This window comes from Pseudomonas sp. TE3728 (assembly GCF_056279145.1).
Genome location: NZ_JBWBQT010000001.1, coordinates 4219923 through 4233665 on the forward strand (window position 1 = coordinate 4219923; position 13743 = coordinate 4233665).

11 protein-coding genes, 1 tRNA gene and 1 pseudogene are annotated in these 13743 nt (G+C 58.8%); 7 read left to right on the forward strand and 6 right to left on the reverse strand.

Going from position 1 to position 13743, the window contains the following annotated elements; genetic code table 11:
* Positions 1-105: 105 nt before the first annotated feature.
* The 3 genes from ACZ89R_RS18485 to betC form a co-directional block, all read right to left on the reverse strand.
* Positions 106-1674, reverse strand: coding sequence for a SulP family inorganic anion transporter (locus ACZ89R_RS18485; protein WP_218395733.1), 1569 nt, complete (start codon positions 1672-1674; stop codon positions 106-108).
* Positions 1675-1877: 203 nt separating this feature from the next.
* Positions 1878-2798 (reverse strand): choline ABC transporter substrate-binding protein, encoded by a 921-nt coding sequence (choX, locus tag ACZ89R_RS18490; protein WP_429544989.1) that lies wholly within the window; start codon positions 2796-2798, stop codon positions 1878-1880.
* Positions 2799-2814: 16 nt separating this feature from the next.
* Entirely contained in the window at positions 2815-4329 is a 1515-nt protein-coding gene (gene betC, locus ACZ89R_RS18495) for a choline-sulfatase (RefSeq protein ID WP_429544988.1), read from the reverse strand.
* Between the two features lie 114 nt (positions 4330-4443).
* Between betC and ACZ89R_RS18500 the strand changes: the two genes are divergently transcribed.
* Positions 4444-5394, forward strand: coding sequence for a choline sulfate utilization transcriptional regulator (locus tag ACZ89R_RS18500; protein ID WP_429544987.1), 951 nt, complete (start codon positions 4444-4446; stop codon positions 5392-5394).
* Positions 5395-5464: 70 nt separating this feature from the next.
* Here the strand turns inward: ACZ89R_RS18500 and ACZ89R_RS18505 are convergent, their stop codons facing one another.
* The gene (locus tag ACZ89R_RS18505) at positions 5465-6127 is read right to left on the reverse strand and encodes an NAD(P)-dependent oxidoreductase (RefSeq protein ID WP_429544986.1); all 663 of its coding nucleotides are present in this window, start codon (positions 6125-6127) and stop codon (positions 5465-5467) included.
* An 84-nt stretch (positions 6128-6211) separates the two neighbouring features.
* Here ACZ89R_RS18505 and ACZ89R_RS18510 point away from each other — a divergent pair, with 84 nt between their 5' ends.
* Positions 6212-6538, forward strand: a complete 327-nt coding sequence (locus ACZ89R_RS18510; protein WP_052963539.1) for a DOPA 4,5-dioxygenase family protein — start codon at positions 6212-6214, stop codon at positions 6536-6538.
* On the opposite strand, the gene ACZ89R_RS18515 is transcribed toward ACZ89R_RS18510, so the two are convergent.
* Entirely contained in the window at positions 6539-6940 is a 402-nt protein-coding gene (locus ACZ89R_RS18515; protein WP_429544985.1) for a GFA family protein, read from the reverse strand.
* Between the two features lie 320 nt (positions 6941-7260).
* Here ACZ89R_RS18515 and ACZ89R_RS18520 point away from each other — a divergent pair, with 320 nt between their 5' ends.
* The 3 genes from ACZ89R_RS18520 to ACZ89R_RS18530 all read left to right on the forward strand — a co-directional run bounded on the left by ACZ89R_RS18520 (position 7261) and on the right by ACZ89R_RS18530 (position 10071).
* Positions 7261-8568, forward strand: coding sequence for a CitMHS family transporter (locus tag ACZ89R_RS18520; protein ID WP_429544984.1), 1308 nt, complete (start codon positions 7261-7263; stop codon positions 8566-8568).
* Positions 8569-8654: 86 nt separating this feature from the next.
* Positions 8655-9422 carry a TerC family protein gene (locus ACZ89R_RS18525; RefSeq protein ID WP_192345206.1) on the forward strand — a complete coding sequence of 256 codons (768 nt, stop codon included), beginning with the start codon at positions 8655-8657 and terminating at the stop codon, positions 9420-9422.
* Positions 9423-9999: 577 nt separating this feature from the next.
* A tRNA-Glu gene (locus tag ACZ89R_RS18530) sits at positions 10000-10071 on the forward strand.
* Positions 10072-10146: 75 nt separating this feature from the next.
* On the opposite strand, the pseudogene ACZ89R_RS18535 reads toward ACZ89R_RS18530, so the two are convergent.
* A pseudogene (locus ACZ89R_RS18535) lies at positions 10147-10274 on the reverse strand (polysaccharide lyase family 7 protein); the annotation flags it as partial.
* Between the two features lie 310 nt (positions 10275-10584).
* On the opposite strand from ACZ89R_RS18535, the gene ACZ89R_RS18540 reads away from it, so the two are divergent.
* Positions 10585-12243: a Na/Pi cotransporter family protein gene (locus ACZ89R_RS18540; RefSeq protein WP_429544983.1), complete on the forward strand. Its 1659-nt coding sequence runs from the start codon at positions 10585-10587 to the stop codon at positions 12241-12243.
* A 56-nt stretch (positions 12244-12299) separates the two neighbouring features.
* Entirely contained in the window at positions 12300-13679 is a 1380-nt protein-coding gene (locus ACZ89R_RS18545) for a M16 family metallopeptidase (RefSeq protein ID WP_429544982.1), read from the forward strand.
* Positions 13680-13743: the final 64 nt, after the last annotated feature.

Sequence of the window (13743 nt, forward strand, 5' to 3'; positions counted from 1 at the left end):
CCCGTTGGGTTGCGAAGCGATCCTAAAATCTGCGGGCGCTTCGCACCCGAGCGGGAGCAAGCTCCCTCGCCACAGTGGTCGGTGTTTATTCCAAGGTGGGATGTTTCAATCTTCGAAGCGGATCGGGCACTTCTCCGCGCCTTCGAGCTTTCTCAACTCCTCCACCACCTGCGGCCGTGCCCGCCGCAGCGTCAGGCTGCGATCCTGGCGTAGCAGCCGTCGTGCTTCCTGGTGCAGCATTTCCACGCCCGAATAGTCGATGAAGTTGATCTGCTGCGCCTCGATCACCACCCGCGCGCCGTGCATTCGTTGCAAACGCACTTGCAGGTAATGGCTGGCGCCGAAAAAGATCGAACCGCCGACTCGCAGAATGTCTTCGTCGCCCTCACGCCAATGCTGCACCCGAGGTTGCGAGGTGCGTTTGAGGTAGAAGAACAGCGAAGCCAGCACTCCGGCGTAAATCGCTGTTTGCAACTCCAGCAACAGCGTCGCGACACAGGTCAGCGCCATGACCAGAAACTCGGCACGGCTGACCCGCAGCAAGGCGCGAATGCCGCGATGGTCAACCAATCCCCAGGCGATCAACAAAATGCTGCCGGCCATGGCCGGGATCGGGATGTGCGCGATCAATACCGCGCCGAAGATGGCGAACAGCGCCACCCACACCGCGGAAAAAACCCCCGCCAGCGGTGAGCAGGCACCGGCGTCGTAGCTCAGGGCCGAGCGGGTGAAGGAGCCAGCTGACAGCGAGCCGGAAAAAAACGCACCGACCATGTTCGAAAAACCCTGGGCGCGGACTTCTTGATTGGCGTCGAGCAACTGCTGGGAACGCGCCGACAAGGAGCGGGCAATCGACAGGCTCGTCACAAGCCCGAGCATGCCGACCGCCACCGCGCTGGGCAGCAGGCGCAACACCAGGTCCAGATCCAGCGGCAGCGGGCTGAAGGGCGGCAGCCGTCCGACAAAGGCGCTCACCAACTGCACATGGCCGAACATCGCTGGCCATAGCCACACCAGCGATCCGCTCAAGGCCAGAGCGATCAACAGCGTCGGCCAGCGCGGCACCAGCAGTTTCAGCGCGATGCCCACCCCGACCGTGGCCAGGCCCAGTACCAACGAGGGTTTGTCCACCTCACTGAGATGACTGAACAGCAGCAGCAGGCTGTTCAGCGCCGTGGCCTGGTTGGGCACATCCAGCCCCAGCAAGTTCGGCAGTTGCCCAATGGCAATCACCACCGCTGCGCCAAGGGTGAAGCCCAGCACCACCGAGTGAGAGACGAAATTCACCAAGGCGCCGAAACGCAGCAAACCCAGCAGCCACTGGAAAATGCCCGCCAGGAGTGTCAGAAGCAGGATCAGCGTGACGTAGTCCTGCGACCCGGGGACGGCCAGAGGACTGATGCTGGCATACAGGACGATGGAAATGGCCGCCGTAGGACCGCAGATCAAATGCCACGACGAACCCCAGAGGCAGGCGATCAGCACCGGGATAATCGCGGCGTACAACCCGTATTCCGGTGGGAGACCGGCGATCAGGGCGTAGGCAATGGATTGTGGCAACGCGAGAATCGCACCACTCAGGCCGACGATCAGGTCACGGCCGACGCTGGCGCGGGTTTGCCGGGGCAACCAGGTCAGGAAGGGGAAGAGTGAATGACGGCTGGGGAAGGCCATGGGTCCTCTCGGCAAGGGGTAAATCGTCAGGGTAAAGCATTGGTCTGCAGTGGGCAGATCATTGTGGCGAGGGAGCTTGCTCCCGCTCGGTTGCGCAGCAGCCGCAAATCCGGACAACTCGGTGAGACAGATAAACCGTGTTTTGCCGAAATGGGAGCGCTACGCACTCCAGCGGGAGCAAGCTCCCTCGCCACAGGTAACTATTACAACTTGCCTTTCACCGCCGGCAACGCATCCTTTCCATCCACTGTCTTCACCCCGTCCAGCCACTTATCCAGCACCGCCGGATTAGCCTTGATCCACGCCTTGGCCGCCTCGGCATTGCTGACCTTTTTATTCACCACCTCAGCCATGATGCTGTTCTCCATTTCCTGGGTAAAACTCAGGTTGGTGAGCAGTTTGCCGACATTCGGGCAGGCCTGTGCATAACCTTTGCGGGTCAGTGTATAAACGCTGCCGGTGTCACCGAAGTACTTCTCGCCGCCCTTCAGGTAATGCATTTTCAGCTGCACGTTCATCGGGTGGGGCGTCCAGCCGAGGAAGGTCACGAACTTCTGTTTCTTCACCGCCCGAGCCACTTCGGCCAGCATCGCCTGCTCACTGGACTCAATCAGTTTCCACTGACCCATATCGAAGTCATTCTTCTTGATGATCTCTTGCAGCGAAATGTTCGCCGGGGCGCCTGAGCCGATGCCATAGATCTTCTTGTCAAACTTGTCGGCGTACTTGTTCAAGTCATTAAAGTTATGCACACCCGCGTCCCAAACGTAATCCGGGACCGCCAGCGTGAACTCGGTGCCATCAAGGTTCTTCGCCAGTTGCGTAACGTCGCCATTGGCCACGAACTTGTCATAGAAACCCTGCTGCGCCGGCATCCAGTTACCCAGGAACACGTCCACCTGGCCATCCTTCAGACCGCCAAAGGTGATCGGCACTGCCAGCGTGTCGACCTTGGCCTTGTAGCCCATGCCGTCCAGCAGAAACCCGGTGATGGCGTTGGTTGCAGCGATGTCGCTCCAGCCAGGGTCGGCCATTTTCACCGTCTCGCAGCTTTGCTCGGCATAGGCCGAGGCACTGCCCAGAGCCAGAAGCCCGACCGTCAGTACTGTGGATAACCTTTGCATGGACTTCCCCTTAACATTATTGGTTTTGGCAGGGTTGTGGATAACGTGCTTTGCGTTCCAGATCGTCGAGGTCGATGTGGTTGCGCATGTACTGCTGGCTGGCGTCCACCAGCGGCTGGTGATCCCAGCTCTTCAGCTTGCCGATGGTCAGGGCGTCGGCGACGAAACGCCGGCGTCGCTGACTGGCGAGCACCTGTTGGTGGATCGCCGGGATATCCCATTTGGCCCGCGCTTCGGCGAGAAACTCCTCGAAAAGCTGCCGATATTGCGGCGATTTACTTAGTTCTTCCTGTTCCTTCGGGTCGTTATGTACATCGAAGAGTAGGCAAGGGTCGTCTTCGCTGTAGATGAATTTGTAAGCGCCGCGGCGAATCATCATCAACGGGCTGATGGTGCCTTCAGCCATGTATTCACCGAACACTTCGTCGTGACCGCCCTGCCCTTGCAGATGCGAAACCAGCGAGCGGCCGTCCAGCGGCAAACCCGGTTCCAGCGAGCCACCGGCCAATTCCACAAAGGTCGGTAGCAGGTCGGCAGTGGACACCGCTGCGCTGACCCGCCCAGCCCCGAATTGCCCTGGTGCACTGATCAACAGCGGTACACGGGCAGCCATTTCGTACCAGTGCATTTTGTACCAGAGGCCGCGCTCGCCGAGCATGTCGCCGTGGTCACCGGAGAAGACGATGATGGTGTCATCGATCAGTCCGGTTTCTTCGAGGGTTTGCAGAAGTTTGCCGACGTTGCTGTCGATATAGCTGCACGCACCGAAATAGGCACGGCGCGCATCGCGGATCTTATCCACAGGCAGCGGCTTGTCCCACAGGTCATAGACTTTGAGTAATCGCTGGGAGTGAGGATCAAGTTGATCCTGTGCAGGTGTCTCGGGCAAAGGGATGTCGGCGTCGTCGTACATATCCCAGAAAGCTTTGGGAATCGTGTACGGATCGTGTGGGTGAGTCATCGACACGGTCAGGCAGAACGGCTGATCGCCCTCCTCGCGGATGTGGTCGAACAGGTATTGCTGGGCCTTGAACACCACCTCTTCGTCGAAATCCAGCTGATTGGTGCGCACGCAGGGCCCGGCTTGCAGGACCGACGACATGTTGTGATACCAGGTTGGACGCACATCCGGCTCATCCCAGTTCACCGACCAACCGTAATCGGCCGGGTAGATGTCGCTGGTCAGGCGTTCTTCATAGCCGTGCAACTGGTCCGGGCCGCAGAAATGCATCTTGCCCGACAGCGCGGTGCGGTAACCAAGGCGCCGCAGGTAATGGGCATAGGTCGGTACATCGGCGGGGAAGTCGGCCGCGTTATCGTAGGCGCCGATCTTGCTCGGCAACTGACCGCTGACCAGAGTAAAACGCGACGGCGCGCAAAGAGGGCTATTGCAATAAGCGGCGTCGAACACCACGCCTTCAGCGGCGAGGCGGCTGAGATTCGGCAGTCTGATAGGCGAAGGGCCGTAGAACGGCAACATTGGCGCGGCCATTTGATCGGCCATGATGAAAAGAATATTTTTGCGCTTCATGTGATCGCGGCATTCCATAGTGGATATTTATGTGAGAGTGCTGTGATCGAGCATGGAGTCCATAATCTTTGTGGTAAAGCCCATGCCAGGCAATGACTAGGATAAGCACAGCTTATGTATGACGCCCTCGGTGATTTGTCCCTGGACCTGCTGCGTGCCTTTGAAGCCGCGGCCCGGCAGCGCAGCTTCACCGCCGCCGCGGTGGAGCTCGGCACCACGCAACCGGCCATCAGCCAGCAGATCAAACGATTGGAAGAACAGCTCGCTACACGGTTGTTCGATCGTATCTATCGCGGTATTGAGCTGACTGAGGCCGGGACCATTCTGTTCGAGCAAGTTCAGCTCGGTTTGCAGAATATCGACGCAGGATTGAGCGCAATCAGTGCACAAAAACAGCACGAAGTGTTGCAAGTGGCCACCGATTTTGCCTTCGCTGCGTACTGGCTGATGCCGCGTCTGCACCGCTTCCATAGCGCCAACCCTCAAGTGGATGTCAGCTTGGTTACCAGCGAACGCAGCCACAACATGCTGCGTACCGATATTGATGTGGCGGTGCTGTTCGGCGATGGCCGGTTCAAGCAGGGCGAGAGCCATTGGTTGTTCAGCGAAGAAGTGTTTCCGGTGTGCAGCCCGCTGCTGTTGAAGGACCGTGCCCTGCCCTTGCCGGCCCAGTCATTGCTGGAGTTTCCACTGCTGCACCTGCGAGGCGAACACAGCAGCAACTGGTTTGACTGGAGCGGCGTGTTTCGCGAGTTGGGAATCACCTCGGCCCCAGCGCCGGGGCAACTGCGCTTCGACAATTACACCTTGCTGATTCAGGCGGCGATTGGCGGCCAGGGCGTTGCGATCGGGTGGCGGCACCTTGTGGATAACTTGTTGGCGCAAGGTCTTTTGTGTCGCCCGATTGCCGACACGGTGATTTCCAGGCTGGGTTATTACGTGGTCCTGCCCCAGCGCAAACGGCGTGGGGCGTTGATTCAGCTGTTTGTGGATTGGTTGATGGCGGAACAGGCCAGCAGTGCGCAATCGCTCAATGGTCTTCCTTTGCCTTCGATTGCGGTGTGAATGCAAAAAGATCGCAGCCTTCGGCAGCTCCTACGCGCCTGTGGGCGCTGCCGAAGGCTGCGATCTTTTACTATTCCGACGTCGCAATAAAACTCACATGCTCACCCACATGCAGGTTCAGGTGCAGCTCATCGGCAATCCCTGTGGCTACCCTGTTCAGCCGTTCCAGCGCAGCGGCCAGGCCTGGTTCCAGGCTACTGCTGACGTGACTGAAATGCTCGATGGTCAGCCCGGGCACGCGGCGTGGTGCATTGACCAAGGTCCAGTGCAAAGAGCTGCTTTGCAGAGACTCGCGGATTTCTTCGGCGGCGTGGCGTTGTAACGGGTCTTCGATTTCCGGGTCGTCCAGCACCTCGAAATCGCCCACCACAAACAGCCGGGAAATGCCTGCGGCCTGCATGCCGTCGATCAGTGCATCCACCGCTAGCACCTCTTCGACCGGGCCGGGCACGATGGATTTTTCGATGTGTTCACTGTTCATCGGCAACCCTGGCGCATCGAGCAGGCAGATCACCGCCGAACAGCCGGCCACGCTCTGCTTGACCCGCTTGGCATCGAACAGATCACCAGCCTTGGTGCGTAAACCCGGGCGCGGCGCGAGCGCGTTCAGGTCATCGAGAATCGCGATCACTTCATGCTGGCGCCGCAGCATTTCAGCCATCAGCGCACTGCCCAGGCTACTCATGGCACCATAAAGCACTACCTTCACCACCGGGGTTTCGGCATTTTTCATGGCCGTGCTCCCTACTATTCGGCGTATATGGTGTGTGACCTGCGGGAAGCGGCGAGGGTTCGACAAGGATTCAGAGGGAGTCAGATGCAAACGATCAAGGGTTACCACGCCCATGTCTATTTCGATGCCAGCACCCTGCCGCAGGCACGGGCCTTGTGTGAGCAGGCAGCGCAATTGTTTCCGCTGAAGATGGGTCGCCTGCACGAACGCCCGGTCGGCCCGCATCCAGACTGGAGCTGCCAATTGGCGTTCGAGCCGCAACACCTCGGCGCGGTGTTGCCGTGGCTGGCACTCAACCGCAAGGGATTAGTGATATTCCTGCACCCGGACACGGGCGACGATCTGCTCGACCACACCGAGCACGCGATCTGGATGGGCGCAATCCGGCCGCTGAACCTGTCTGTTTTCTGATCAGAGTTGTTCTTGGACCTCACCAGGCAAGTGCTCGTCCAGATGCAGCCACGGCAAACGACTGTCGGTCCAGATATGCCGCTCGGCCGGCGCCTGCTCGGGATGGTCGAGAGTGGCGATGGTCACGTCGATGCTCTCGGGGCTGAGCTGCGTCACCAGCGCCAATTGCGCCCCACAGTTTGGGCAGAAATATCGCACGCAGGTGGACGAAGACTCGTAACGGGACGGCGTACCCGCCACCCATGCAAATGCTGAGGCGGGCACGGTGATCCAGGTGGTCACGATCCCGCCGCTGACCCGTCGGCAAATCGAGCAATGGCAGTGAGCGATGTCGTGCAATGGCCCGCTGAATTGATAGCGCATTTGTCCGCAGTGGCAGCCGCCAGTGTGAAGTTTGCCCATGTCTTTTGCTCCTGACCCCGTGTTTACGGCCTTTCAACCGGGCCGACGACCGGTTGTACATTCGGTCAATGCTTTCACTCGCGAAAGCTGGCTGAAAGCTTCCCCGATTAGGATCGCCCTCACTGCCGGCAACAGACCGGTTGGCCAATGCGAGTGTTTTATCGCCCGCCCGGTCCATTAAACAACAACAATGGTGATTCTGATGTCCGCTACTACCCGCCTCTTCGCTGTCACTCCGCCCGTACGTCTCGTGCTTCCCGTTCTGCGCTGAGCCCATCCGGTTCGCCATTCCCTAGCCGCGCTACGCCTGGAGTATTCCTATGCTGACTTTCCTTGGCTTCGCCATGGTCATCACGTTCATGTTCCTGATCATGACCAAGCGCCTGTCCGCGCTGATCGCTCTGATCATCATCCCGATCATCTTCGCCCTGTTCGGCGGCTTCTCGCCGAAGATCGGCCCGATGATGCTCGAAGGCATCACTAAACTCGCGCCGACCGGCGTGATGCTGATGTTCGCCATTCTCTACTTCGCCCTGATGATCGACTCCGGCCTGTTCGATCCGGCCGTGCGCAAGATCCTCAAACTGGTCAAGGGCGACCCGTTGAAAGTTTCGGTCGGAACCGCCGTACTGGCGCTCGTCGTTTCCCTTGATGGTGACGGCGCGACCACTTATATGATCTGCGTGGCCGCCATGCTGCCGCTCTACAGCCGCATCGGCATGAGCCCGCGGATCATGGCCGGTCTGATCATCCTCGCCGGCGGCGTGATGAACATGACCCCTTGGGGTGGCCCGACGGCTCGTGCGGCCAGTGCTCTGCATGTCGACCCGTCCGCCATTTTCGTACCGATGATTCCGGCGATGCTGGCCGGCGTGGTGGCGATCCTGGCGATTGCCTACTTCTACGGTAAACGCGAGCGTGCACGTCTGGGTGAACTGCACCTGGTCGGTGATGAAGTCGATCACAGCGAAATCAGCGTTTCGCAGTTCCCGGATGCCCGTCGTCCAAAACTGATCTGGTTCAACGGCGCCTTGACCCTGGGACTGATGTGCACGCTGGTCGCCGGCCTGTTGCCGCTGCCGGTGCTGTTCATGGTGGCGTTCAGTATCGCGATGATCGTCAACTACCCTTGCCTGCAAATGCAGAAGGATCGCGTTGCGGCCCACGCCGGTAGCGTGCTGGCGGTGGTCGGGTTGATCTTTGCCGCGGGTATCTTCACCGGTATCCTGTCGGGCACCGGCATGGTCGATGCCATGTCGAAAAGCCTGCTGGCGGTTATCCCCGATTTCCTCGGCCCGTACCTGGCTGTGATTACCGCGCTGGTAAGCATGCCGTTCACGTTCTTTATGTCGAACGATGCATTTTATTACGGCGTGTTACCGGTACTTGCCGAAGCCGCCAGTCATTACGGTATAACCGCGGTGGAAATGGCACGTGCCTCGATCGTCGGTCAGCCCGTCCACTTGCTGAGCCCGCTGGTACCATCGACTTATCTGTTGGTGGCGCTGGCCGGTATCGAATTCGGTGATCATCAGCGGTTCACCTTGAAGTGGGCAGTGCTGGTTTGCCTGTGCATACTGGTCGCTGCATTGCTGATGGGGATTTTCCCGCTGTTCAGCACTCTATAAGCCCAAGACTCACCATGACGGGTCCAGGCTTTGTTGTTTGAAGCCTGGGCCCTTTGTGGTTTAAACACTCGCTCAAAGGAATACACATGGAATGGCTGACCAACCCTGAAATCTGGGTTGCCTTCTTCACCCTGACTGCCCTGGAGATCGTCCTGGGCATCGACAACATCATCATGATCTCGATCCTGGTCAGCCGCATGCCCAAACACATGCAGGCGCGCACCCGGATTTTCGGCCTGGCGCTGGCCATGATCACGCGGATCCTGTTGCTGCTGTCGATCACCTGGGTCATGCGTCTCACCTCCGACCTGTTCGAAGTGTTCGGCCAGGGTATTTCCGGGCGTGACCTGATCCTGTTCTTCGGTGGTCTGTTCCTGCTGTGGAAGAGCTCGCAAGAGATGTACCACGCGCTGGAAGGTGAAGATGAAGTCGGCGACGAGCCTTCGGGCAAGGGCGGCAACTTCCTGTACACCATCATCCAGATCGCGATCATCGACATCGTGTTCTCGCTGGACTCGGTGATCACCGCGGTGGGCATGGTGTCCCACGTACCGGTCATGGTTGCGGCGATTGTCGTAGCGGTACTAGTGATGATGTGGGCTTCTGGCACCATCAGCGAGTTCATCGACAAGCACCCGTCGCTGAAGATGCTGGCGCTGTCGTTCCTGTTGCTGGTCGGTACCGTGCTGATTGCCGAATCGCTCGACGTTCACTTGCCAAAAGGCTACGTCTACTTCGCCATGGCGTTCTCGTTGGCGGTGGAAGCGATCAACATCAAGATGCGCACCGCGATGATGAAAAAGAGGAAGCAGCAGGAGCCAGTGAAACTGCGCAAGGATGTTCCGGGGCAGTAACCTGAAGCTGTGCACTGACGAATCAGTCAGTGCACAACATCTGTGGGAGCGAGCCTGCTCGCGATAGCGGCCTGTCAGTCAACATCAATGTTGAACGTGACGGCCTTATCGCGAGCAGGCTCGCTCCCACATTTTTTTGCTCACTAATCAGGTGGACCGAGGTTATCCAGCGCTCGATTCACCGCCAGTCACATCAAGATAATCGAGGAATTATCCGACAGATTTTTTCTTTGCATCCCAAGCACACCCGCGCGCGCAGCTATAAAAGGTATGCCGAACCCTCAAAGGTTGACGCACAGAACTTCGATGGTTAGCGTCCCCACTCGCGTCAAACGACAATGACAAGGAATGCAAGTCTGGAAAACCAGCTGCACGCGTCACGGACCCGACCATATGCCCCTCCCCGGCCACGGCATCAAGAGTCTGAATTTTTAAACAGATGGGCGCTGTGGTCATGAGCACAATCGGTTATTAACCCAATGCCATTTATTTATAAAAAACTATTAGTTTTTACAGTAGGCACTTGGGTGAACGGCAGGCAAGATGAAACCGTGATTTTGAATTGTTGTTTTGTTCAGTGCCTGTCGTCTAGTGGATAGGATACTCCCATTTCATGGGAGAGACGGAAGTTCGACTCCTCCCAGGTACACCTATAAATAAACACGAAGGGCCAGACTCACCAAGTCTGGCCCTTCGTCATTTCCGCACCAAAAACCATCCGCTATTACGTATTGTGATCAATATCCAGCCGGCTAAACGTCACTTTCCCGCCTTCACTGGTGTACCCGGTGTTGTCTTGCACATACACCCAGCCTTGAAATACAGCGGTTTGTCCCACCAGATGGCGCAGATGTCGGTATTCCACCGGCAGCGCTGCTGCCCAAATTGAAATCTCCCCCGCTGCGCAGCCTAGCGGGAGCAAGCTCCCTCGCCACAGGGGTTGGGTTCATGCACCTTTTCAATTGAGCGGCAGCGTCCTTCGGGCCCCTTTGTCATCTCTACAGCAAACTGTTTTCATGACAGTTTTGTTTCAATCGCCTCTTTAGCTATGCGATGCTGGCGCCCAGACCGTTAGCCAACTACAGCTTAAGTACAGAACGTAGAAAAACGCGCGGCACCGTTGATTTGCCCCACTGGGGCGCTACCACCACAGGGGGCCTGTATGCTCACCCTGCTCAATCTGCTATCCGCTGTGGCCCTTTTGATCTGGGGCACGCACATCGTCCGAACCGGCATCTTGCGGGTTTATGGCTCCAATTTGCGTCATGTGATCGCCCATAACATGTCCAGGCGCTGGCTGGCGTTTGTCGCCGGGATCATGGTGACCGCCATGGTCCAGAGCAGTAATGCCACCGCCATGCTCGTGACCTCGTTTGTCGGTCAGGGCCTGATGGCGCTGACTCCGGCGTTGGCGACCATGCTCGGTGCCGACGTGGGTACTGCGCTGATGGCGCGGGTGCTGACCCTCGACTTGTCGTGGCTTTCGCCGCTGCTGATTTTCCTCGGGGTGATTTTCTTTTTGTCGCGCAAGCAGACCCGGGTCGGACAGATGGGCCGGGTCAGTATCGGACTGGGGCTGATCATTCTGGCGTTGCAACTGATCGTCGAGGCCGCCGCGCCGATCACTCAGGCGCAAGGGGTGAAGGTCATCTTCGCCTCCCTGACCGGCGATATTCTGCTCGATGCCTTGGTCGGCGCGCTGTTTGCGATGATTTCCTACTCCAGCCTGGCCGCCGTTTTGCTGACCGCGACCCTCGCCGGTGCCAGCGTGATCAGCCTGCCGGTGGCCATCGGCCTGGTGATCGGCGCCAACATCGGCAGCGGCATTCTGGCTTTCCTCAGTACCAGCATGCAGAACGCGGCCGGCCGTCAGGTGGCGCTCGGCAGCCTCTTGTACAAACTGATCGGCCTGCTACTGATCATTCCGGTGCTCGACCCGTTGGTACACTGGATCGACAGCCTCGACTTCAGCCCTCAGGAAATGGTCATCGGCTTCCACCTGCTCTACAACACCGTGCGTTGCCTGATCCTGTTGCCCAGCGTCGGGCCGATGGCCAAGCTCTGTGCGTGGTTGCTGCCAGAGCGGCCGGACATCAATGGCACGGCCAAACCACGGCATCTTGACCCGACGGCATTGGTCACCCCGAGTCTGGCGCTGGCCAATGCTGCCCGGGAAACCCTGCGCATCGGCGATCTGGTCGACAGCATGCTCGAAGCCATGCTCGCCGTGCTGCGCGGCAAGCAGACCGCCGTCACCCAGGAAATTCGTCGCCTGACCGATGATGTTGAAGCGCTCTACAGCGCCATCAAACTCTATCTGGCACAAATGCCCCGCGAAGACCTCAGCGAGCAGGACAGTCGGCGCTGGGCGGAAACCATCGAGCTGGCGATCAACCTGAAGCTCTCCAGCGATCTGATCGAGCGCATGCTGCGCAAGGTTCAGCAGCAGAAAACCTCGCAACGCCGGTCTTTTTCCGAGGTGGGCCTGGAGGAGTTGGCGGGGCTGCACAGTCAGTTGATTTCCAATCTGCGTCTGGGGTTATCAGTGTTTCTTAGTGCCGACCCGGAAAGTGCCCGTCAGTTACTGCGTGAGAAACGTCGCTTTCGCGCACAGGAGCGCCGCCTGGCCCACGCTCATGTCAGCCGTTTAAACCGAAAGATCGTACAAAGTATCGAGACCAGTTCACTGCATCTGGAGCTGATTGCTGACATGAGACGCTTGAATTCACTGTTTTGCAGCAGCGCCTATGCAGTGTTGGGCACGTCGGACACCGGTGCTCTGGCGGTCGACGATTTGACTGACATCACTCATTCACCCTGAACGTCCACAGTTGCCTGAAGTCTGTTGAACTTACGCGGGTCGTACGGAAATTCGTTATGCGTTGTCTGCTGTTCGCTTGTCTGTTGCTCGGTTCACTGCCTTCAATCGCCCTGGATCGCTTTCAGGTCGAGGGCTACACGTTGCGCAACGGCCTGCAATTGGTCCTCAAACCGGGTACGGAGCGCGGGCATGTGGCGATCCGGTTGGTGGTTGGCGTAGGCCGGGATGATTTCAGCTGTGCCGACAAGGAGCTGCCGCATCTGCTCGAACACTTGCTGTTCAGCGGCATCGACGCCACCGGCGAAGGCGGTCTGGAAGAGCGCATGCAGGCCCTGGGCGGCGAGTGGAATGCTTATACGAACAATGCCGACACGACCTTCGTCATCGAAGCTCCGGCGAATAACCAGCGCAAGGTCCTCGACCTGTTATTGGCGCTGCTGACCCAGACCCGTATCGACGACCCTGCGATCAACGTCGCCAAGCAAGTGGTCGAGCGCGAAGACGGCGGGCATTACTCGCATCTGCAACGCTGGCTGGATCGCCAGGACCTGGGTCATACCGCCAGTAATCAGTTGGCGGTGGAGCTGGGCCTCAAATGCCCCGAGCGCGCGCAAGTCGATCACCTGACCCGCGAGCAATTGGAGAAGGTGCGCAAGGACTGGTATGCGCCTAACAACATGACCCTGATCGTGGTCGGCGACCTCGACCGCCTCCTGCCGGCCTATCTGGAACGGGCCTATGGTGCGCTCGAAGCGGTTGAGCCTAGCGCTCACCTGCCGCTGCCAGACATTCAGGCCAGCGCGGCCCACGAGCGCAATTTGAGTAACGGTTTCGTCGGCGGTGGTGCCAAATTGCATTGGCTGGTGCCGGAGCCGGTGCTGGAAGACCTACATGACGAAACCTTTGACCTGCTCAAGGACTATCTGGACTGGGCGCTCTATCGCCAATTGCGCCTGGCCCATGGGTTGTCCTACGGTCCCTCGGCCGAGCGCGAGATATTTGGCGGGGTGGGCTTCATGAGCCTGAACGCCGACCTCGATCGCGACGACGTGCTGGCAGCGGAACAGGTGCTGGATGAGCTTAAAGCCGATCTGCTCAAGAACGGCCTCGACGCCGCCACCTTCGCCCGTCTCAAGCAAGCCGCCATCGCTCGCCAGGCCTGGGCCGTGCAAGGCAACAGCGCCCTGGCGGACTATTACTGGAGCGCCCTTGGCGACTACGAGGATGGCCATTTCATCAACCCGGCCAAGGCACTGCAAAACGTGAAACTGGCCGAGGCGAACAAGGCAATGCGCGAATTGCTGCTGCAACCGGGGTATCTGCGGATCGAGAAGCCGCTGATGAGTTATGACCAGGTGATGTGGACGATTGTCGGGGGATTTGGGCTGATGGTGCTTGCAATATTGGGTTGGCGCGTTCACCGCAGAAAGCAATGATTTCCCTGTGGTGAGGGGGCCCTGTGGCGAGGGAGCTTGCTCCCGTTGGGCTGCGAAGCGGCCC